This is a genomic window from Acidovorax sp. JG5 (assembly GCF_017939685.1).
Taxonomy (GTDB): Bacteria; Pseudomonadota; Gammaproteobacteria; order Burkholderiales; family Burkholderiaceae_C; genus Acidovorax.
Window position 1 is genome coordinate 57,185 of sequence record NZ_JAGKSE010000001.1, and the last position, 21,852, is coordinate 79,036.

Here is a 21,852-nt window from a genome sequence, read left to right on the forward strand (position 1 = left end):
TTGAAAGCGCAACGCCATGAACATCACCCAAGACGCCGCCGTCACCATCACCTACCAGGTCACCACGCCCCAGGGCAAGCCGCTCGATGCGGGCAGCCTGGCCTATCTGCATGGCGGCTATGACAACATCTTCCCCAAGGTCGAAGCGGCCCTCGATGGCCAGACCGTGGGCTTTGGCACCACGCTCGACCTGGCCGTGGAAGACGCCTTTGGCGCCCGCGACGAAAGCCTGGTGCGCACCATTCCCAAGGCCGAGTTTCCCCCGGGCGTGAAGGTGGGCGGCCAGCTGCAGGGCCTGGGCGCCGACGGCCAGCCGCAGGTGTTCAACGTGGTCAAGATCAAGGGCCCTGAAGTGCACCTGGATGGCAACCATCCGCTGGCAGGCCAGGCTTTGAAGTTCAGCTGCAAGGTGACCGGCGTGCGCGCCGCGACGGCGGAAGAAATCGCGCACCGCCATGTGCACGGGGCGCACGGCCACCAGCATTGACGCCGGCGCGCCCTGCGCCAGCGCGGCCGGCCGATGTCGGCCGTGTCAAGGGTGCCGACGCAGTGCCCGGCGCAGCAGGCGTGCGGCGCGGTCGCGCATGCCCAGCGGGCCAGGGCCGGGCGCGGCCGGGTGCGCCTTGGCGGCGCTGCAGGCCGCCAGAAAGTCGTTGAGGATGGCGGTGTCGTCCAGGGTGTCCGAGCCAACCCGGTGAAACTCGGGGTGCCACTGCGTGGCGGCGATGTAGCCGCGCCCTGGCGCCGCTTGCAGGCGGATCGCTTCGGGCACGCCATCGGGTTCGCTGAGGGCCTCCACGACAAAATCTGGCGCCACCCGCTTGATGCCCTGGTGGTGGATGCTGTTGACGCGCGCGCGCGGTTTGTCGGGGTACAGCTGCGCCAGATGCGTGCCGGGCACGATGTGGAGGTCGTGGAAATGCTGGTCGTACGTGGTGGCATCGCGGTGCTGCAGCGCGCCCGGGTGCTGGGTCTGCAAGTCCTGGTAAAGCGCTCCGCCAAATGCCACGTTGATCAGCTGCAGGCCACGGCAGACCCCAAAAATGGGTTTGCCGGCCTGGGCAAACGCCTTCACGACGGCCAGATCGTAGAGGTCGCGCACGCGGTCACCCACCCACTCTTCGCGCAGAGGCTCCTCGCCGTAGCTGCCCGGCCAGACGTCGGCACCCCCGTGCATGACGATGCCGTCGAGCCATTCGGCATAGTGGTCCAGCGTGACGTCGCCGCGTGCCGTCGCCCCGGTGGGACAGGGCACCATGACCACCATCGCACCCGCCGACATGATCCAGTGGGCGATGGACTGTTCGACGTACTGCAGGGTTTTGCCCGTGAACAGCGGGCGGGCGGGGTCGGCGTGCTGAAAGCAGGCCGACAGGCCAATCTTGAGGCGGGGGGAAGCGGGCATGACGAGGCTCCGTTGGGTGCGCAGGCGCAAAGCGCATCAACGCGATGCGGGGCGACCGTGCCATTGTCTTTGTAGCACCGTACCCCCACGACCGCTGTAGGAAAGTGCCGTGCATGCTACTGCCGCGGCCTCGCCTGGCTCCCTGCCGACCGGTGGGCTATTGATGGATGTCAAGTCATTGACTGCGGTTGCGGGCATGATGCAGACATACATGATGTTCATGGCCTTGTTGCCGTGCCGTTCTATTTTCACAAGGAGTGCCCTATGCAAGTACAAGTACACACCGACGACCATATCCATGGCGGAGAGTCGCTGGCGCAATGGATCCAGGACGAGGCTGGCACCCGGCTGGCGCGGTTTCGCGAGCACATCACCCGTCTGGAGGTGTTTCTGACCGACCTGGATGCCGGCAAGTCGGGGGCGGAAGACAAGCGCTGCCGCATCGAGGCCCGCGTCGCCAACCGCCAACCCGTGACGGTGACGGCCGATGCCGACAAGATGGCCACTGCATTCGTCAGCGCCGTGGACAAGCTGACGCGCGCGCTCGATACCGACCTGGGCCGGGTCAAGGATCGCCATGGGCGTGACACCATCCGCGATGCGCAGGAATAAGCCACCGGTCACTGCGCACTGAGCCTGCCCCGCAGCGATGGCACATAAAAAACGCGCCCATGGGCGCGTTTTTTGTTGGGGCACGTCGCAGTGCTTACTTGGCGGCCACCACGCGCACCATTTCCAGGCACTTGTTCGAGTAGCCCCATTCGTTGTCGTACCAGCTCACGACCTTCACGAAGGTGCCATCGAGGGCGATGCCGGCATCGGCATCAAAAATGGAGGTGCGGGTGTCGCCACGGAAGTCGGTGGCCACCACCTTGTCTTCGGTGTAGCCCAGCACGCCCTTCAAGGCGCCCTCGGACTGGGCCTTCATCTCGGCCTTGATTTCTTCGTAGGTGGCGGCTTTGTCCAGCTCCACCGTCAGGTCCACCACCGACACGTCGCTGGTGGGCACGCGGAAGGACATGCCGGTCAGCTTTTTGTTGAGCGCCGGAATCACCACGCCCACGGCCTTGGCGGCGCCGGTGCTCGACGGGATGATGTTTTCCAGAATGCCGCGGCCGCCGCGCCAGTCCTTGTTGCTCGGGCCGTCCACGGTCTTTTGCGTGGCGGTGGCGGCGTGCACCGTGGTCATCAGGCCGCGCTTGATGCCCCACTTGTCGTTGAGCACCTTGGCCACGGGGGCCAGGCAGTTGGTGGTGCACGAGGCGTTGGAGATGATGGCCTGGCCCGCGTAGGTGGCGTGGTTCACGCCGAACACGAACATGGGCGTGTCGTCCTTGGAGGGGGCCGACAAGATGACCTTCTTGGCACCAGCGTCCAGGTGCTTTTGCGCAGTGACCTTGTCCAGGAACAGGCCGGTGGATTCGATCACCACGTCGGCGCCGACTTCGTTCCACTTCAGGTTGGCGGGGTCGCGCTCTTGCGTCAGGCGGATCTTCTTGCCGTTGACGATCAGGGTGTTGCCTTCGACCGACACGGTGCCCTGGAAGCGGCCGTGCACCGAGTCGTACTGCAGCATGTAGGCCAGGTAGTCGGGCTCCAGCAGGTCGTTGATGGCAACGACTTCGATGTCGCTGAAGTTCTGGATGGCCGAGCGCAGCACATTGCGGCCGATGCGGCCGAAGCCGTTGATGCCAATCTTGATCGTCATAGTCTCTCCAAAGTTGATTGTCAAAAGTCCAAAACTCAAAGGGGCTCCGCATCACTGCGGGGCCCCTTGTCAAATCACTTGCGCTTGAGCGCGGCCAACACGGTGGCGGCCACGTTCTCTTCGGTGAAACCGAAGTGTTTGAACAGCACCGGCGCGGGCGCCGATTCGCCGTAGGTGTCGATACCCACCACGGCGGCGCAGCCGTATTTCCACCAGCCGTCGGTCACGCCCATTTCCACGGCAATGCGCGGGATGCCCGTGGGCAGCACGGCCTTCTTGTACTTCACATCTTCGCGGTCAAAAGTGGTCGTACTCGGCATGGACACAACGCGGACAGCTATCTTTTTTGCTGCCAGCAGGCTCTGGGCCTTCAGGGCCATCTGCACTTCGGAGCCGGTGGCGATGATCACGGCCACGGGCTTCTTCTTCAGGCCCACGTCCGATGGCTCGCTCAGCACATAGGCGCCGCGCGAGATGTCGCCCAGGTCGCGCTTGGGTGCGTAGGGCAAGTTTTGGCGCGACAGGGCCAGCACGGTGGGTTTGTCGCGGTTGGACAGTGCCACGCTCCAGGCCACGGCGGTTTCGGCCGTGTCGGCAGGGCGCCACACGTCGAGGTTGGGAATCAGGCGCAGGCTGGCAACGTGCTCGATGGACTGGTGGGTGGGGCCGTCTTCACCGAGGCCAATGGAGTCGTGCGTGAACACGTGGATCACGCGCTGCTTCATCAGCGCGGCCATGCGGATGGCGTTGCGGCTGTAGTCGCTGAAGGTCAGGAAGGTGCCACCGTAGGGGATGAAGCCGCCATGCAGCGCCACGCCGTTCATGATGGCGGCCATGCCGAACTCGCGCACGCCGTAGTTGATGTGACGGCCGATCTGGCCGGCCTCGGTGCGCACCACGGCGCCTGCGGCATCAAAGCGCAGCGCGGGCGTGCTCTTGGTGTTGGTCAGGTTCGAGCCGGTCAGGTCGGCGCTGCCGCCCAGCAGCTCGGGCAGCGCGGCGGTGAAGGCTTCCAGCGCCAGCTGGCTGGCCTTGCGGCTGGCCACGGTTTCGGCCTTGGTGTGGGCGGCGACCACGGTGTCCACCGCCACCTGGGCGAAGTCCTTGGGCAGGTCACCGCGCATGCGGCGGGTCAGCTCAAAGGCCAGTTCGGGGTAGGCGGCCTCGTAGGCGGCAAAGCGCAGGGTCCATTCGGTTTCAAAGGCTTCACCGGCGGCCTTGGCATCCCAGTCGGCATAGACCGATTCGGGAATCACGAAGGGCTCGTGCGACCAGCCCAGCACGGCGCGGGTCAGATTGATTTCTTCAGAACCCAGGGGCTCGCCGTGGGCCTTGGCGGTGTTGGCGCGGTTCGGGCTGCCCTTGCCGATGGCGGTCTTGCAGACGATCAGCGTGGGCTTGTCGGTGCTGGTCTTGGCGGCGGCAATCGCTGCGGACAGTGCGTCCACATCGTGCCCATCGACCGCTTCGATCACGTTCCAGCCGCAGGCGGCAAAGCGCTGGGGGGTGTTGTCGATGAACCAGGGGGCAACCTGGCCGTCGATGCTGATGCCGTTGTCGTCGTACAGCGCGATCAGCTTGTTGAGCTTCCAGGCGCCCGCCAGGCCCACCGCCTCGTGGCTGATGCCTTCCATCAGGCAGCCATCGCCCAGGAATGCATAGGTGTGGTGGTCCACCACGGCATGGCCCTCGCGGTTGAACTCGGCGGCCAGCAGTTTTTCTGCCAGCGCAAAGCCCACGGCGTTGGTGATGCCCTGGCCCAGCGGGCCGGTGGTGGTTTCCACGCCGGGCGTGTGGCCGACTTCGGGGTGGCCTGCGGTCTTGCTGCCGAGCTGGCGGAAATTCTTGAGTTCCTGCAGCGGCAGGTCGTAGCCCGTCAGGTGCAGCAGTGCATACAGCAGCATCGAGGCGTGGCCATTGCTCAGCACGAAACGGTCGCGGTCAAACCACTGGGGGTTGGACGGGTTGTGCTTGAGGTGGCGGCCCCACAGCGCCACGGCCATATCGGCCATGCCCATGGGGGCGCCGGGGTGGCCGGAATTGGCTTGTTGAACTGCGTCCATGGCCAACGCGCGAATTGCGTTGGCCATCTGGTGGGATTGCTGGGTGTTGGCCATGGGGTGGGCGGCTCCGGGTGGGAGGTTCAGGGAAACCCGGCATTTTACCGGTGCGGCCCGCAGGGGGCCTGGCGGACCCCCGCGCACGCCGCCGGGCGGGTGGCTATGCACTACAGTGCTGGCCATGCAAGGACTGCATCTCACTGCCGATCTGCGTGGCTGCCGCTGCGCCCCCCAGCGCCTGCTGGATGCCGCCGCATTGGCCCTGGCCTGCACGCATGCCGTGCGCGCTGCGGGGCTGCAGGCGGTGGACCAGTTGTTCCACCGCTTTCCGGCCACGGCGCAAGGCCCGGGCGGTGTCACGGCCACGGTGTTGCTGGCCGAATCGCACCTGTGCGTGCACACCTGGCCCGAGCAAAACGCCGTCACGCTGGATGTGTATGTGTGCAACTTTGGCGCCGACCATTCGGTCAAGGCCCAGACGCTGATGGATGCGCTGCTGGCCCTGTTCGAGCCCACCGAAGTGCAACGCCACGCCCTGCAGCGCGGCGCCGTGGGCCAGGCCAGCGGGGCCGCGCGATGACGCAGCCGGCTTTTTTGCAAGTGCCCGCGCTGGTGCTGGCGGCAGGCCGTGGCGAGCGCATGCGGCCCCTTACCGACACCACCCCGAAGCCCCTTCTGCAGGTGCAGGGCCGGCCTTTGCTGCAATGGCATTTGCAGGCGCTGGCCGATGCCGGTGTGTCGCGCGTGGTGGTCAATACCGCCTGGCTGGGGGAGCAGATTCCCGCGTATTTTTCGAGTCAAAATGGCCTGAAGTGCTTATGGGATAAGCGCGAGCAGCTATCTATTTCATACTCGCACGAAGGCGTGGATTTTGGTGGTGCGCTGGAAACGGCGGGCGGCATTGCGCGCGCGCTGCCGCAGCTGGGGCCCGTTTTCTGGCTGGCCGCAGGCGATGTGTTTGCGCCCGACTTCGTGTTCGACAGCGCTGCCGTGCAGGCGTTTGCGGCCAGCGACCATCTGGCCCACCTGTGGCTGGTGCCCAACCCGGCGCACAACCCGCGCGGCGACTTCGGTTTGTCGCCGCAAGGCATGGCGCTGAACCTGCCGGCCGACCATCCTGCGCCGCGTTACACCTACAGCACCATGGCCCTGCTGCGCGCCGAATTGTTCGGGCCGCCCTGGTGCGACATTGCGCCGGGCAACCCGCAAGGCGTCAAAGCCCCTCTGGCCCCGCTGCTGCGGCGTGCGATGGACAATGGCCGGGTCAGCGCTGCGCTCTACACCGGTCGCTGGACCGACGTGGGCACGCCGCAAAGGCTGACCGAACTGAACACCACTGCCCCGCACCTGCCATGAACATCACCGTGCCCGTTTCCGTCTACGCCCAGCGCCGTGCTCGTCTGGCCGCCCAGCTCGGCGAAGGCGGCATCGCCATCGTCCCCACAGCGCCCGAGCACCAGCGCAACCGGGACAGCGATTTCCTTTTTCGCCACGACAGCTACTTCTATTACCTGACCGGCTTTACCGAGCCGGGCGCCTGCCTGGTCATCACCCATGACGGCCGCAGCACGCTGTTTTGCCAGCCCAAAGACATGGAACGCGAGATCTGGGACGGCTACCGGCTCGGCCCGGCGGCGGCCCCCGCCGCGCTGGGCGTGGATGCCGCCCATGCCAGCGGCGAGCTGGATGCGCAACTGCCGCGCCTGCTGGAAAACCGGGCCTGCGTCTGGTATCCGTTCGCCACCCACAGCGGGCTGGCCGCCCGGGTGGAGGGCTGGCTGAATGCCGTGCGCGCCCGCGTGCGCTATGGCGCGCTGTGCCCCGCGCAGCAAAACGACCTGTGCACGCTGCTCGATGAAATGCGCCTGATCAAGGATGCGCATGAGCAGGCCATCATGCGCCGCGCCAGCCAGATCAGCGCGGGCGCCCATGTCCGCGCCATGCAGCGCTCGGCCCGCATGCTGCGGGCCGGCGAAGAGGTGCGCGAATACCACCTCGATGCCGAGCTCCTGCACGAATTTCGCCAGCATGGCTCGCAATACCCCGCCTACGGCTCCATCGTGGCGGCAGGCGCCAATGCCTGCGTGCTGCACTACCGCGCTGACACGGCACCCGTACGCGATGGCGAGCTGGTACTGATCGATGCCGGGTGCGAGCTTGACGGCTATGCCAGCGACATCACGCGCACCTTCCCGGCCAATGGCCGTTTCACCGGGCCGCAGCGTGCGCTGTACGACCTGGTGCTGGCCAGCCAGGACGCCGCCGTGGCCGCCACGCGCGCGGGCGCCCGCTTCACCGATCCGCACGACGCCACCGTGGCCGTGTTGGCGCAGGGCATGCTGGATCTGGGCCTGCTCGATAAGAACAAGGTGGGCTCGGTGCAGGATGTGATCGACAAACGCGCGTATTTCCAGTTCTACATGCACCGCACCGGCCACTGGCTGGGCATGGACGTGCACGACTGCGGCAGCTATGTGGAGCCCGATGAGCTGGGCCAGGTGAGCCAGCGCAAGGACCCGCTCTCGGGCGAGCTCATCACCAACCGCCCCAGCCGCGTGCTGCGCCCGGGCATGGTGCTCACCATCGAGCCGGGGCTCTATGTGCGGCCTGCTGCTGGCGTGCCCGAGGCGTTCCACAACATGGGCATCCGCATCGAGGACGATGCCATCGTCACCGAGTCCGGCTGCGAGCTGATCACACGCGGCGTGCCGGTGAAGGCCGACGAAATCGAAGCCCTGATGCGCGCCTGAATCGGGCGCACCGCGCGAGCGTGGCGAGGCGTTCTGGTTTCGCGGGTGTAACCGCTTCCGTGTAAAAATGGAAACTTAATTACATGTTCAGTGAAAGAGACGCATCCATGTCCACCCGTCGCGCCACCAAGATTGTTGCCACCCTGGGCCCCGCATCGAGCGACCCGGCATTGCTGGAGGCCATGATCCGCGCAGGGGTCAATGTGGTGCGGCTGAACTTCAGCCACGGCAAGGCGCAGGACCACATCGACCGCGCCACGGCAGTGCGCGCCGCCGCGCAGCGGGCCGGGCGCGAGGTGGCGATCATGGCCGATCTGCAGGGGCCGAAGATCCGCGTGGGCAAATTTGCCGAAGGCAAGGTGCAACTGCAGCAGGGTGCGCCGTTCGTGCTCGATGCCTCGCGCACCGAGCCGGGCGATCTGGCCGGCGTGGGGCTGGATTACAAGGAGCTGCCGCGCGATGTGAAGCCGGGCGATGTGCTGCTGCTCAACGACGGGCTGATCGTGCTCACGGTGGACGCGGTGCGCGGCGAGGCCGTGCACACCACGGTGAAGATCGGCGGCGAGCTGTCCAACAACAAGGGCATCAACAAGCAGGGCGGCGGCCTCACGGCGCCGGCCCTCACAGCCAAGGACATGGACGACATCCGCACGGCCATGGGCTTTCAGGCCGACTATGTGGCCGTGAGCTTTCCCAAGAACGCCACCGACATGGAGATGGCGCGCCAGCTGTGCAACGTGGCGGCGGCGGAATACCGCCACAAGCCGGGGCTGATTGCCAAAATCGAGCGTGCCGAGGCCATTCCGCACCTGGAAGCCATCCTGCGCGTCAGCGACGGCATCATGGTGGCGCGGGGCGATCTGGCCGTGGAAGTGGGCAATGCGGCTGTGCCGGCCTTGCAGAAAAAGATGATCCGCATGGCACGGGATCTCGACAAGGTGGTCATCACCGCCACGCAGATGATGGAAAGCATGATCACCAACCCCGTGCCCACCCGGGCCGAGGTGAGCGACGTGGCCAACGCAGTGCTGGACGGCACCGATGCGGTGATGCTCAGCGCCGAGACGGCGGCGGGCAAATACCCCCTGGAAACCGTCGAAGAGATGGCCAAGATCTGCGCCGCCGCCGAGGCGGCCGAGGACCACCAGCTGGACGCCGACTTTACCGGCCGCACCTTTGGCCGGATCGACCAGTCCATTGCCATGGGTGCGCTGTTCACGGCCCACCACCTGGAAGCCAAGGCCATCGTGGCCATGACCGACAGCGGCTCCACCGCCCTGTGGATGAGCCGCCACCGCAGCCATATCCCGATTTACGCCCTCACGCCCAAGGTCGCCACGCAGCGCAAGATGGCCATGTACCGCAATGTGCGGCCCTTGCTGATGGACACCAGCGCCGACCGCGACACGGCGCTGGCGCAGGCCGAAGGCCATCTCAAGAGCCGCGGCATCGTGCAGCGCGGCGATGTGTATGCCATCACCTGCGGCGAACCCATGGGTGCGCCCGGCGGCACCAACATGCTGAAAATCTGCCGCGCCAGTTGACGCCGTTGACTGCGCTCGCTGCGTGACAGACGGCCAGGTCACGTCGTCGCATGGGGCGATGATTCGGGCGGCAACGGGCTGTCGGCAAACGCAAAGCGCTGGCGCAGCCAGCCCGCCGCCAGGTCGCACAGCCAGCCGGTGGTCCAGCACAGCCAGCCCGTCCACAGGGTGTGGCTCATGAAATGGGCGCCGCGCACCTGCTGGGCCCCGCCCAGAACCAGGCCCGCGGCCAGCGATGCCGCCAGCCACAGGCGCGCAGCGCGCGGCTGGCGCCGCCGCAGGGCAAAGTAGCCGCCGAGAAAGGCAAACCCCGTCGAGGCATGGCCCGCGGGAAAGCAGCGCCCGCCCCCGCCATCGACGATGCCCAGGGCCCAGTGCGATGCATAGCGGGCCACGCCACCGAACTCGGCCAGGTCCCAGGGGCAACTGGTGGCGCTCAGACTTTTGAGGCTGCTCACCACGCCCAGGGCCACCAAAACGCTGACGGCCAGCTGCAGTCGCTCCATGAGGTCGATGCGCCGCAGCAAGCCGACGGGCCACCACACACCCAGGGTCAGCAGCAGCAAAAAAAGCCAGGCCGTGCGGCGCGCACCTTCATGCAGCACCTGAACAAAAAACCACTGATCGCGCATTGGGAACCCGGTGCCCGTGCCGAAAGCATGGGCCAGCGCGCGGTCTTGCCCCAGGGCGTCCCAGGCCAGCAGGCACACAAGGGCGCCAATGGTCCAGGTCAGGGTGGTGCGCAGGGAATGGGAAGGCACGGCGGGGGAGAGATTCGAATGCAGCATGGTGGGCACCATAGACGCAGGCGCTTAACTGGTTCTTAACCTTTCACGCGCAGTTCGGTCACGGCGACAATGGGACCATGCGAATCCTTGTGGTGGAAGATGATGCGGGCATTGCCGACGGGCTGCGCACCAATCTGCAGCAACGCGGTTATGCCGTGGATGTGTGCGATGGCGTTGCCTCGGCCTGGAGCGCCTTGCGCGCCGAGCGCTTTGATGCCGTGCTGCTGGACCTGGGGCTGGCCGACGGTGAAGGCAGCGAATTGCTGCAGCGGCTGCGCACCAGCCCGGCCGCTGCGGGCCTGGCGGCGGGCGCGCCGACACTGCCCGACCCCGCAACCCCGGTGCTCATCGTGACGGCCCGTGATCTGGTCAGCCAGCGCATTGCCGGCCTGGACCAGGGTGCCGACGACTATCTGGTCAAGCCCTTTGATGTTGATGAACTCGACGCCCGTTTGCGTGCGCTGCTGCGCCGTGCGGCGGGCCGGGCCTCGCCCACCATCCGCTACGGGGATATCGAAGTGGACCCGGCTGCACGCACGGTGATGCAGGATGGCAAACCGGTCGAGATGTCGCCGCGCGAGTTTTCGGTGCTGCTGGTGCTGCTGCAGGCCCGAGGCCGCGTGCTGTCACGCCAGCAGATCGAAGAGCGCTTGTACAGCTGGCAATCGGCCATCGAGAGCAACGCGGTGGAAGTGCACATCCACCATCTTCGCCGCAAGCTGGGCAGCGGGTGCATCCAGACCATGCGGGGCGTGGGCTACTTCATGCCGCAGGAGGCCTTGTGATGCCGGCGCCGGGAGCGGGTCGCCATTCCCTGACCCGGCATCTGCTGCTGTGGTCTCTGGGCGCTCTGGTGTTGGTGTGGGGCAGCTTTGTGTTCATGGGATACCGCGCCGGTGTGCACGAAGCGGATGAGCTGACCGATGGACATCTGGCCAGTGTGGCGGCGCTGCTCATCAACCTGCGCGCTTCCGAGTCCGTGGAGACGTCCGTTACCACGCAGCGCGCGCCGACGCCGTGGCTCAAATCGCATGACTACCAGCAGTCCATCAGCGTCGTGCAGTGGGATGCCGCCGGGCGTGTGCTGGCGCAAAGCGGCAGCGCGCCCTTGCCCCCCTTTGGTGTTGCGGAGGGGTTTGCCGACTTGCGCCTGGGGCCGCAGGCCGTGGCCTGGCGTAGTTTTTCGCAATGGGATGGTTCCAAGACCCGCAAGGTCATGGTGCTGCTGGAGTTGCGCGAGCGTGACGAACTGGCACAGGACATCGCCGAGCAGATGGTCGAGCCCGGCTTGTGGCTGCTGCCCGTGGTGGCGCTGGCCCTGGGCCTGGCCTTGCGGCGCGGCTTGCGGCCCTTGTATGCCCTGTCTGCGGACGTGGCCGCGCTGGACCCCGCGAGCACGCAGCGTCTCGCGTCACGCCACGCATGGAGTGAATTCGAATCGGTGGTGGCCTCTATCAACACCTTGCTGGACCGGCAGCAGGACGCACTGGTGCGCGAGCGGCGTCTGGCCAATGAAGTGGCCCACGAGTTGCGCACACCGCTGTCTTCCATTGCGTTGCAGGCCAGTGCGCTGGGAGGGGGGCTCGCCCCGCAGGCGCAGGCGCAGGCAGTGGCACAGATCGGGCAGGACGCCCTGCGTGCAGGGCATGTGCTGAACCAGTTGCTGGCGTTGGCACGGGCCAGCCGCGCGCAGTTGCACGAAGCCAAGGCGCCGGTGGACCTGGCTGCCACGGCGCGCGCGGTATGCGCCGACTATGCGCAGGCCGCATGGAAGCGGGGGGGCGAGATTGCCCTGGTGGCGCCCGACACGCTGGAACTGATGGGGCATGCGGTGCTGCTGGACCTGGCGGTGCGCAATCTGGTCGAAAACGCCCTCAAGCACACCCCGCCTGGTACCCGGATTTCCGTGCAGATCGGGCAGTCCGACACCGGGGCGGCCTGGTTGCAGGTGTGTGACGACGGCAAGCGCGTCCAGGCGGATGGGGACCACGCGAGGGTGGCGCGCCCGGTGGACAGCCTGCACCTGGGGCATGAAATCGTGCTGCGCGTGGCGCAAATGCACGGGGGCGCCTTTGGCGCAGCAGCCGCGCCAGCGCCATTCACCACCTGCTACCGTCTGGATTTTCCGCCACCTGCCGCCGTAGCAGCCGGGTAAAATCCAGGTTACCAAGCGGTTACCACCGCAGCGGCTGCCTGTCAGCTCCCCATCAACCCTGAACGGACTTCACGACCATGCCCCTCGTCTCGATGCGCGAACTGCTCGACCATGCTGCCACCAATGGCTATGGCATTCCTGCCTTCAACGTCAACAATCTGGAGCAGGTGCAGGCCGTGATGGCCGCTGCCGACGAGGTGGGCGCCCCGGTGATCCTCCAGGCCAGCGCCGGTGCGCGCAAATACGCGGGCGAGGCCTTCATCAAGCACCTGATCCAGGCGGCGGCCGAGATGTATCCCCATATTCCGCTGGTGATGCACCAGGACCACGGCACCTCGCCCAAGGTGTGCCAGGGCGCCATTGATCTGGGCTTCGGCTCGGTGATGATGGACGGCTCGCTGATGGAAGACGGCAAGACGCCGTCATCTTTCGACTACAACGTGGAAGTCACCCGCAAGGTGGTGGACATGGCGCACAAGGTGGGCGTCACCGTGGAAGGCGAACTGGGCTGCCTGGGCAACCTGGAAACTGGGGAAGCCGGTGAGGAAGACGGCATTGGCGCCGAGGGCAAGCTGGACCACAGCCAGATGCTGACCGACCCCGAAGAAGCCGCCACCTTCGTCAAGGCCACGCAACTCGACGCGCTGGCCATTGCGATTGGCACCAGCCATGGCGCCTACAAGTTCAGCCGCAAGCCCACGGGCGATATCCTGGCCATCAGCCGTGTCAAGGAAATCCACCTGCGCATTCCCAACACCCACCTCGTCATGCACGGCTCCTCGTCGGTGCCCGCCGAGCTGCTGGCCATCATCAACCAGTACGGCGGCAAGATGAAGGAAACCTACGGCGTGCCTGTCGAAGAGATCCAGGAAGCCATCAAGCATGGTGTGCGCAAGATCAACATCGACACCGACATCCGTTTGGCCATGACCGGCGCGGTGCGCAAGTTCCTGGCCGAGAACCCCGAAAAGTTCGATGCCCGCGAATGGCTCAAGCCCGCGCGGGAAGCCGCCAAGGCCATTTGTAAACAGCGCTACATCGAGTTTGGCTGTGAAGGCCAGGGCGCCAAGATCAAGGGCCACAGCTTGCAGGTCGTGGCTGCTCAATACGCCTCGGGGGCGCTGGCACAACGGGTGAATTGATCTGCGCTGCAGGGCCGCAGTCTGTGGCCCCGGAAGCAAGCCGGTGAACTGTGTGTCACCGGCTTTTTTTTGGCTTGTGGCGGGAAAGTACAGGTGCACCGTCATCGCATGGTGTGAATGCATAGGCATTCAATTTTCTTCATGTAAGCTCGCGGTCAGATTGCCCGGGTGGGCGCCGTGCGAAATGCCTGATACCAAGTCGCCTTCAAAAATTACCCGCTTGATCATTTCGCTGCTTCTGTTTTCTGCGCCCCTTTCCAGTCACTCGCGCACGCCAGCCCCTTGTCTGACGGCCTGGCATAACGGTTACGAAACTTGAGGAGAACTCTGATGCAGACAAGCCCCATCCCGCAGCCACAGCGCATTGGCGTGCCCAGGGAAACCTTCCCCGGCGAAAAGCGCGTGGCCACCGTGCCCGATGTGGTGGAGAAGCTGATCAAGCTGGGCTTCACCGTCACGGTGGAGTCCGGCGCCGGGGATGCCGCCAATTTCAGTGACGACGCCTTCCGCGCCGCGGGCGCCCAGATCGTCGGCGACGCCGCCGCACTATGGGCTGCATCAGACATCGTCTTCAAGGTGCGCCCGCCCAGCAGCGACGAAGTGGCGCTGATGCGCGAAGGCACGACGCTCATCGATTTCATCTGGCCCGCCCAGAACCCCGAGCTGATGCAGCAGCTGGCGGCCCGCAAGGCCACGGTACTGGCCATCGACTGCCTGCCGCGCACGCTGAGCCGTGCCCAGAAGATGGACGCGCTCACGTCCACCGCAGGCGTCAGCGGCTACCGTGCCGTCATTGAGGCGGCCAACGCCTTTGGTCGCTTCTTCAATGGCCAGATCACGGCAGCGGGCAAGGTACCGCCTGCCAAGGTGTTCATTGCAGGCGCTGGCGTGGCGGGCTTGGCCGCCATTGGTACCGCGGCCAATCTGGGCGCCATCGTGCGTGCCAACGACACGCGCGCCGAGGTGGCCGACCAGGTCAAGTCACTGGGCGGCGAGTTCGTCAAGGTGGACTACGAAGAAGAAGGCTCGGGTGGCGGCGGCTACGCCAAGGTCATGAGTGAAGGCTTCCAGACCGCGCAGCGCAAGATGTACGCAGAGCAGGCCAAGGATGCCGACATCATCATCACCACCGCGCTGATCCCCGGCAAACCTGCGCCCAAACTCATCACGGCCGAGATGGTGCAGAGCATGAAGCCCGGAAGCGTGATCGTGGACATGGCCGCCGAGCAGGGCGGCAACTGCGAGCTGACCGTGCCCGGCCAGGCCGTGGTGCGCCATAGTGTGACCATCGTCGGCTACACCGACCTGGCTTCGCGCCTGGCCAAGCAGTCGTCCACGCTGTACGCCACCAACCTGCTGCGCCTGACCGAAGAGCTGTGCAAGGCCAAGGACGGCGTGGCCATGGTCAACATGGAAGACGACGCGATCCGGGGTCTCACCGTGATCAAGGAGGGCGCTATCACCTGGCCCGCGCCGCCGCTCAAGCAGGCCCCTGCGCCCGCACCCAAGGCTGCGGCAGCCCCCGCGACCGTGAAGAAATCCAGCCACGGTCCGGGCGCCCCCATGTCCGCCAAGACATTGACCATTGTTTTTGCCGTGCTGGCCGTGGTGTTCTGGGCCATCGGTGCCTATGCGCCCGTGGCCTTCCTGGGGCACTTCACCGTGTTTGTGCTGGCCTGCTTCATCGGCTACATGGTGGTGTGGAACGTCACACCTGCGCTGCACACGCCGCTGATGAGCGTGACCAACGCCATCTCCAGCATCATCGCCATCGGCGCGTTGGTGCAGATTGCACCGCCCGATGCGGGTGTCAACGGGCGCCCGGACGGGCTCATCCTCTGGCTGGCCTTTGCCGCTCTGGTGCTCACGGCCATCAACATGTTCGGCGGCTTTGCGGTCACGCGCCGCATGCTGGCCATGTTCCGCAAGTAACTCCATCACAACAAGAACACAAGGAGCACAGAGCATGTCCCAAAGTCTCGCCACCGTTGCCTACCTGGGCGCGGCCATTTTGTTCATCCTGAGCCTGGGTGGGCTCTCCAACCCCGAAACCTCGCGCCGGGGCAACCTGTTCGGCATGATCGGCATGGCGCTGGCCGTGCTGGCCACGGTGTTCGGCCCGCGCGTCAGCCCCTCGGGAATAGCCTGGATCGTCGGCGCCCTGGCCATTGGCGGCGGCATCGGCCTGTATGCGGCCAAGGTCGTCAAGATGACCCAGATGCCCGAACTGGTCGCCCTCATGCACAGCCTGGTGGGCCTGGCGGCCTGCCTGGTGGGCTTTGCCAGCTATGTGGATACATCCATCCAGCTCGAAGGCGTGGAAAAAACCATCCATGAGGTGGAAATCTACGTCGGCATCCTGATTGGCGCCGTCACCTTCAGCGGCTCGCTGATTGCCTTCGGCAAGCTCAACGGCAAGATAGGCGGCAAGCCGCTGCTGCTGCCTGGCCGCCACTGGCTCAACCTGGCCGCGCTGATGATCGTGATCTGGTTTGGCCGCGAGTTCCTGCGCGCCGAGACCGTGGAGCAAGGCATGGTGCCGATGGTCGTGATGACGGTGATTGCCCTTCTGTTCGGCATCCACATGGTCATGGCCATTGGTGGTGCCGACATGCCGGTGGTGGTGTCCATGCTCAACAGCTATTCGGGCTGGGCGGCGGCGGCCACGGGCTTCATGCTGTCCAACGACCTGCTCATCGTCACGGGCGCGCTCGTGGGCTCCTCGGGCGCCATCCTGAGCTACATCATGTGCAACGCGATGAACCGCAACTTCCTCAGCGTGATCGCGGGCGGTTTTGGCTCGGGTGCTGGCACGCCCGCCAAGAAGGGTGATGCCGCCAAACCGCAGGGCGAGGCCGTGCCCGCCAGCTCCGCCGAGACGGCCGAGCTGCTGCGCGATGCCAAGAGCGTGATCATCGTGCCCGGCTACGGAATGGCCGTGGCCCAGGCGCAGCACACGGTGTACGAGATCACCAAAACCCTGCGCGAAAAAGGCATCAACGTGCGCTTTGCCATCCACCCAGTGGCAGGCCGCATGCCCGGCCACATGAACGTGCTGCTGGCCGAGGCCAAGGTGCCCTACGACATCGTGATGGAGATGGACGAGATCAACGAGGACTTTCCCGATGCCGACGTGGCCATGGTCATTGGCGCCAACGACATCGTGAACCCCAGCGCCCTCGAAGACCCGGCCAGCCCGATCGCCGGCATGCCGGTGCTGGAGGTGTGGAAGGCCAAGACCTCGATCGTCATGAAGCGCTCCATGGCCTCGGGCTACGCGGGCGTGGACAACCCGCTTTTCTACAAGGAAAACAACCGCATGCTGTTTGGCGACGCCAAGAAGATGCTCGACGAAGTGCTGCTGGCGCTCAAGAGCTGACAGGGCATAATCCCCGAAAAAATAGCACGACCGTGCAAAATCATTCGGCACGGTTTTCCATTCGCGACAAAAAAGAGCAGGAGACTTGGAAATGACCGACCGCATTTGGCTCAAGAGCTACCCGACGGGCGTTCCCGCCGATATCGACCCTGGGCAGTACCCGTCCCTGGTGGCACTGATGGAGGAGGCCTTTCACAAGTACGCCGACCGTGTGGCTTACAGCTTCATGGGCAAGGAAATCACCTTTGCCCAGACAGAGTCGTTGAGCAACGCTTTTGCTACCTACCTGCAGAGCCTGGGCCTGGTCAAGGGCGACCGCGTCGCCATCATGATGCCCAACGTGCCGCAATACCCCGTCGCGGTGGCGGCTGTTCTGCGTGCCGGCTTTGTCGTGGTCAATGTGAACCCGCTGTACACCCCGCGCGAGCTGGAGCACCAGTTGAAGGACTCGGGCGCCAAGGCCATCGTCATCATCGAGAACTTCGCCACCACACTGGAGCATTGCATTGCCCACACGCCCATCAAGCATGTGGTGCTGTGCGCCATGGGCGATCAACTGGGCTTGCTCAAGGGGACGCTGGTCAACTATGTGGTGCGCAATGTCAAGAAGATGGTGCCCGCCTACAACCTGCCCGCCGCAGTGCGTTTCAATGACGCGGTGGCCCAGGGTTCTCGCGGCACGTTCAAGAAGCCCGACATCAAGCCCGATGACATCGCGCTGCTGCAATACACCGGCGGAACCACCGGCGTGAGCAAGGGCGCCATCCTGCTGCACCGCAACGTGATCGCCAATGTGCTGCAGTCCGAGGCCTGGAACGACCCGGTCATGCAGACGGTGCCTGCCGGCGAACAGCCCACCAGCATCTGTGCGCTGCCGCTGTACCACATCTTCGCGTTCACGGTGAACATGATGCTGTCCATGCGCACGGGCGGCAAGACCATCCTGATCCCCAACCCGCGCGACCTGCCGGCGGTGCTCAAGGAGCTGTCCAAGCACCGCTTCCACAGTTTCCCGGCCGTGAACACGCTGTTCAACGGCCTGGCCAACCACCCCGACTTCAACACCGTCAACTGGAAGAACCTCAAGGTCTCGGTAGGCGGCGGCATGGCCGTGCAAGGCGCCGTGGCCAAACTCTGGCTCGAAAAAACCGGTTGCCCCATCTGCGAGGGCTACGGCCTGTCGGAAACCAGCCCCTCGGCCAGCTGCAATCCCGTGACCGCCAAGGAATTCACCGGCACCATCGGTGTGCCCTTGCCCAGCACTTATATGAAGCTGATCGACGATGAGGGCCATGAGGTCACCACTATCGGCCAGCCCGGCGAGATCGTGATCAAGGGCCCGCAGGTGATGGCCGGCTACTGGCAACGGCCTGACGAAACCGCCAAGGCCATGACCGAAGACGGCTACTTCAAGTCCGGCGATATCGGCATCGTGGACGAGCGCGGATATTTCAAGATCGTGGACCGCAAGAAGGACATGGTGCTGGTCAGCGGTTTCAACGTCTACCCCAACGAAGTCGAGGAAGTGGTGGCCAACTGCCCCGGCGTTCTGGAATGCGCCGTGGTGGGAGTGCCCGACGAGAAATCGGGCGAAGCCATCAAGCTGGTGATTGTCAAGAAGTCGCCAGACCTCACCGAAGCCGATGTGCGTGCATTCTGCCGCCACGAGCTCACGGGGTACAAGCAGCCCAAGGTGATCGAGTTCCGCACCGAGCTGCCCAAGACGCCCGTGGGGAAAATCCTGCGCCGCGAACTGCGCGACAAGAAATAACGGGGCCCATGACCACCGCCATCCTCAGCGCACTTGCCGAAGAGCAATCGGGCCTTGTCGCCACCTTGCAGCAGCCCCAGCGCAGGGTGCATGCGGGGCGTGTTTTCTGGACCGGGTCGCTGCACGGCCACAGCGTGGTGCTGGCGCTTTCGGGCATTGGCAAGGTGGCGGCCGCCACCACGGCCACGGCGCTCATCGAGCGGTTTGGCGCGGCCCGCATCGTGTTCACAGGCGTGGCCGGCGGGGTGGGCGATGGCGTGCGGGTGGGCGACGTGGTGGTAGCGCAAGACTATGTGCAGCACGACATGGACGCCTCGCCCCTGTTCCCGCGCTGGGAACTGCCGGGCTACGCGCGGGCGCGGCTGGCCTGCGATGGGGCTTTGTCTGATCTTCTTTTGGAAGCTGCTCACGCTTGTACGGCAAGCGCTCACGGGCTATTTGATGCAAATTTTTTCCGAACAGCCCCGCAGGTGCACCACGGCCTGATGGCCAGCGGCGACCGCTTTGTCTCGGCCGCGCACGAGTCCGACCAGCTGCGCACCGCGCTGCGCGCAGCGGGCCACGATGTGCTGGCCGTGGAAATGGAAGGCGCCGCCGTGGCCCAGGTGTGCCTGGACTATGGCGTGCCGTTTGCGGCGGTGCGCACCATCTCCGACCGCGCCGACGATGCCGCGCATGCCGACTTCGCGCTGTTCGTGCAGACCGTGGCCAGCCGCTACGCCGACCACATGGTGCAGGCGTTTTTACAAAGACTATGAAATAAATAGCTGCTAGCGCATTACTGGTAAGCGCTAGCGGCCAATTCGCCTGAGAGCGACATATCTCAGATGCCTGCACCATCCGTTCGGGCTGAGCCTGTCAAAGCCAGGGCGCGTACTGGGGCAGCCCTTCGACAAGCTCAGGGCGAACGGGGTCTGAGACATGTCGCCAATCAGGCAATTCGACCATTGGCTGCAACTGGCGCGCCCCAAGGCCAGCGCCACCGCGGAACCGGCTTTGCCGGGCCGCTGGAGGCGCCCCCCCTCGGGGGGCTGAGAGGCCGCGGCTCCAAGCCTGCCTGCGCAGGCTTGGACGACCCCGAAGAGCTGCCGCCTCTGGCGGCTGCACCGAGGCGCGCAGCGCCACAGGGGGGCTACTTCAACCAACCGCGCTTGCGGAAATACCACATGGGGCCCAGTGCGCTGGCCAGCATCAGCAGCAGCGCATAGGGGTAGCCCCACTCCTTGGCCAGTTCGGGCATGTACTGGAAGTTCATGCCGTACACACTGGCGATCAGCGTGGGCGGCAGCAGCGCCACGCTGGCCACCGAGAAGATCTTGATGATCTTGTTCTGGTTGATGTTGATGAAGCCGACCGTGGCATCCATCAAGAAGTTGATCTTGTCGAACAGGAAGGCCGTGTGGTTGTCCAGTGACTCGATGTCGCGCAGGATCTGGCGGGCCTCCTCGAACTGATCGGAATTGAGCATCTTGCTGCGCATCATGAAGCTGACGGCGCGGCGCGTGTCCATCACGTTGCGGCGGATGCGGCCGTTCAAGTCTTCCTGGCGGGCGATGGCGGCCAGCACTTCGCCGGCGCGGCTGTCGGTCACGTCGCCGGCCAGCACCTGCTTGCTCACCTTCTCCAGCTCGTCGTAGATGTTTTCCAGCGTGTCGGCGGAATACTCGGCGTCGGCGTCGAACAGCGCCAGCAGCACTTCCTTGGCGTCCTCGATCAGGCCCGGCGCGCGGCGTGCGCGCATACGCAGCAGGCGGAACACGGGCACGTCTTCGTCGTGGATCGAGAACAGAACGCCCTTGCTTTTCAGGTCGGGGTTGGTCAGGTTCAGGATGAAGGCCACGCGCACCGAGCGTGGCTGCTCGTTGTCGTCAATGAGAAAGTCGCTGCGGATGTGCAGGTCGCCGTTGTCTTCTTCGTAGAAGCGGGCGGATTCCTCGATGTCCTCGTCCATCGCGTCTTCGGGGATGGACAGGCCGTAGTGCTGCTTGATCCAGCGCTTTTCTTCGAGCGTGGGGTTTTCCAGATCAACCCAGATGGGCTGGAAGCGGGTGAGTTCTTCCAGGGATTCGATTTCTTCCTGGAACAGCCGGCCATTGGCGAGCGAAAAGATATTGAGCATGGCTCACTCCCTTGGTAGGTGGCATCTGCAGTGGGGCTTGGGGGTGCTTTCATCCCCCACGGCAGGCCGGGGAGCTGAAAGCTACCAACTCGGGTAGGTTTCCACGGGGTTTCTCCGTCAAAGTTCAGGCTGCGGATTATGGCACTGCGTTAATGGCGCCCGTGTGACGCGGGCCGGCGGGAAAAGTGGGTTTCAAGAACGTGTTCACGATCTACGCGCGTGCGGCGGCAGCGTGCACCAGCGCTAGCGCACGGCACAGATCGGCCCAGGCGGCGGCCTTGTTGCCCTGCGCGCGCAACAAGAAGGCGGGGTCGTAGGTGACGATGGCCGGGCAGCCCGCCAGCTGGTGCAGCTCGGCGCGCAGGCGGCCCAGGGGTTCGGTGCGCGCCAGGGCCGCCCGGGCCGCCACATGGCCGAGCACCAGCACCATGGCGGGGCGCAGTGTGGTCACCATGTCGTTCAATGCGGGGGCGATCTCGATGGCTTGGGCGGTGCTGCCGGGCTGGGGGCGCTCCAGCGCTGCCAGATAAACGCGGGGGTGGCGGTGCAGCCGCATGGCCCGCAGCATGTTGTCGAGCAGGCGGCCGGCTTCGCCCGCCAGCGGCTCGGTGGGTGAGAGGCTTTCGGCAACCACCAGCCAGCCGGCGCCCAGCTCGGCAGGTGTCTGTGCGGGATCGGCCATGGGATACAGCGCCTTGGCCGCATGCAGGATCAACGCAGGTGCCGCGCTGCCGCCCTGCGGTGCCGGTGGCACGGCTGCAGCAGCGGTGCCGGGAGGTGCTGCACGTTCCCGCACGGGGCGGGGTGCCGGCTCGGTGCGGGTGTCTGCCGCAGCCACTGGCGCGGGGGGCGCTGCGGGGCCGGCTGCCGCCCGCTGGCCGCGTACCTTGTCGGCCACGGGGGACACTGCGGGCACCGGCGCTTCGGCTGACGCCCAGACGGTGACGCCCATCTCTTGCAACATGGCGCGCTGGCGCGCATCGAGGTGAAGGCTCATAGCGGTGGGCTCACAAGGGCAGGTGCAAAGAGGT

19 protein-coding genes are annotated in these 21,852 nt (G+C 65.4%); 13 read left to right on the forward strand and 6 right to left on the reverse strand.

Going from position 1 to position 21,852, the window contains the following annotated elements; genetic code table 11:
- The first annotated feature begins 16 nt into the window (after positions 1-16).
- Positions 17-487 (forward strand): peptidylprolyl isomerase, encoded by a 471-nt coding sequence (locus J8G26_RS00270; protein WP_087747949.1) that lies wholly within the window; start codon positions 17-19, stop codon positions 485-487.
- A 45-nt stretch (positions 488-532) separates the two neighbouring features.
- Here J8G26_RS00270 and J8G26_RS00275 read toward each other — a convergent pair whose 3' ends face one another.
- On the reverse strand, positions 533-1,405 hold the full coding sequence (locus J8G26_RS00275; protein ID WP_210567509.1) for a type 1 glutamine amidotransferase: 873 nt from the start codon (positions 1,403-1,405) through the stop codon (positions 533-535).
- 264 nt (positions 1,406-1,669) lie between these two features.
- Between J8G26_RS00275 and J8G26_RS00280 the strand changes: the two genes are divergently transcribed.
- Complete coding sequence (locus tag J8G26_RS00280) at positions 1,670-2,017, forward strand: HPF/RaiA family ribosome-associated protein (RefSeq protein ID WP_094098868.1); 348 nt, start codon at positions 1,670-1,672, stop codon at positions 2,015-2,017.
- A gap of 94 nt (positions 2,018-2,111) precedes the next feature.
- Here the strand turns inward: J8G26_RS00280 and gap are convergent, their stop codons facing one another.
- The gene (gene gap / locus J8G26_RS00285) at positions 2,112-3,113 is read right to left on the reverse strand and encodes a type I glyceraldehyde-3-phosphate dehydrogenase (RefSeq protein WP_210567510.1); all 1,002 of its coding nucleotides are present in this window, start codon (positions 3,111-3,113) and stop codon (positions 2,112-2,114) included.
- A gap of 74 nt (positions 3,114-3,187) precedes the next feature.
- Positions 3,188-5,230 (reverse strand): transketolase, encoded by a 2,043-nt coding sequence (gene tkt, locus J8G26_RS00290; RefSeq protein WP_210567511.1) that lies wholly within the window; start codon positions 5,228-5,230, stop codon positions 3,188-3,190.
- A 124-nt stretch (positions 5,231-5,354) separates the two neighbouring features.
- Between tkt and speD the strand changes: the two genes are divergently transcribed.
- From speD to pyk, 4 genes are all read left to right on the forward strand, one after another.
- Positions 5,355-5,753, forward strand: a complete 399-nt coding sequence (gene speD / locus J8G26_RS00295; RefSeq protein ID WP_087747954.1) for an adenosylmethionine decarboxylase — start codon at positions 5,355-5,357, stop codon at positions 5,751-5,753.
- Complete coding sequence (locus J8G26_RS00300; RefSeq protein WP_210567512.1) at positions 5,750-6,529, forward strand: nucleotidyltransferase family protein; 780 nt, start codon at positions 5,750-5,752, stop codon at positions 6,527-6,529. The genes speD and J8G26_RS00300 overlap by 4 nt, the downstream gene beginning before the upstream one ends.
- On the forward strand, positions 6,526-7,923 hold the full coding sequence (locus J8G26_RS00305; RefSeq protein WP_210567513.1) for an aminopeptidase P N-terminal domain-containing protein: 1,398 nt from the start codon (positions 6,526-6,528) through the stop codon (positions 7,921-7,923). The genes J8G26_RS00300 and J8G26_RS00305 overlap by 4 nt, the downstream gene beginning before the upstream one ends.
- A gap of 107 nt (positions 7,924-8,030) precedes the next feature.
- The gene (gene pyk / locus J8G26_RS00310) at positions 8,031-9,467 is read left to right on the forward strand and encodes a pyruvate kinase (protein ID WP_210567514.1); all 1,437 of its coding nucleotides are present in this window, start codon (positions 8,031-8,033) and stop codon (positions 9,465-9,467) included.
- A gap of 38 nt (positions 9,468-9,505) precedes the next feature.
- Here the strand turns inward: pyk and J8G26_RS00315 are convergent, their stop codons facing one another.
- A complete protein-coding gene (locus tag J8G26_RS00315) occupies positions 9,506-10,255 on the reverse strand; it encodes a phosphatase PAP2 family protein (protein ID WP_210567515.1) in 750 nt (249 codons plus the stop codon).
- A 77-nt stretch (positions 10,256-10,332) separates the two neighbouring features.
- On the opposite strand from J8G26_RS00315, the gene J8G26_RS00320 reads away from it, so the two are divergent.
- The 7 genes from J8G26_RS00320 to J8G26_RS00350 all read left to right on the forward strand — a co-directional run bounded on the left by J8G26_RS00320 (position 10,333) and on the right by J8G26_RS00350 (position 19,460).
- Entirely contained in the window at positions 10,333-11,040 is a 708-nt protein-coding gene (locus J8G26_RS00320; RefSeq protein ID WP_087747958.1) for a response regulator transcription factor, read from the forward strand.
- Complete coding sequence (locus tag J8G26_RS00325; RefSeq protein WP_087747959.1) at positions 11,040-12,410, forward strand: histidine kinase dimerization/phospho-acceptor domain-containing protein; 1,371 nt, start codon at positions 11,040-11,042, stop codon at positions 12,408-12,410. Before J8G26_RS00320 ends, J8G26_RS00325 begins: the two co-directional genes overlap by 1 nt.
- 77 nt (positions 12,411-12,487) lie before the next feature.
- A complete protein-coding gene (fba, locus tag J8G26_RS00330) occupies positions 12,488-13,552 on the forward strand; it encodes a class II fructose-bisphosphate aldolase (protein WP_087747960.1) in 1,065 nt (354 codons plus the stop codon).
- A 330-nt stretch (positions 13,553-13,882) separates the two neighbouring features.
- The gene (locus tag J8G26_RS00335) at positions 13,883-15,484 is read left to right on the forward strand and encodes a Re/Si-specific NAD(P)(+) transhydrogenase subunit alpha (protein WP_087747961.1); all 1,602 of its coding nucleotides are present in this window, start codon (positions 13,883-13,885) and stop codon (positions 15,482-15,484) included.
- A 34-nt stretch (positions 15,485-15,518) separates the two neighbouring features.
- The gene (pntB, locus tag J8G26_RS00340) at positions 15,519-16,931 is read left to right on the forward strand and encodes a Re/Si-specific NAD(P)(+) transhydrogenase subunit beta (RefSeq protein WP_210567516.1); all 1,413 of its coding nucleotides are present in this window, start codon (positions 15,519-15,521) and stop codon (positions 16,929-16,931) included.
- A gap of 91 nt (positions 16,932-17,022) precedes the next feature.
- Entirely contained in the window at positions 17,023-18,702 is a 1,680-nt protein-coding gene (locus J8G26_RS00345; RefSeq protein ID WP_210567517.1) for a long-chain-fatty-acid--CoA ligase, read from the forward strand.
- A gap of 8 nt (positions 18,703-18,710) precedes the next feature.
- A complete protein-coding gene (locus J8G26_RS00350; RefSeq protein WP_210567518.1) occupies positions 18,711-19,460 on the forward strand; it encodes a 5'-methylthioadenosine/adenosylhomocysteine nucleosidase in 750 nt (249 codons plus the stop codon).
- Between the two features lie 374 nt (positions 19,461-19,834).
- Here J8G26_RS00350 and corA read toward each other — a convergent pair whose 3' ends face one another.
- A complete protein-coding gene (gene corA, locus J8G26_RS00355; RefSeq protein ID WP_087747965.1) occupies positions 19,835-20,821 on the reverse strand; it encodes a magnesium/cobalt transporter CorA in 987 nt (328 codons plus the stop codon).
- Between the two features lie 211 nt (positions 20,822-21,032).
- Complete coding sequence (locus J8G26_RS00360; protein ID WP_210567519.1) at positions 21,033-21,818, reverse strand: uracil-DNA glycosylase family protein; 786 nt, start codon at positions 21,816-21,818, stop codon at positions 21,033-21,035.
- Positions 21,819-21,852: the final 34 nt, after the last annotated feature.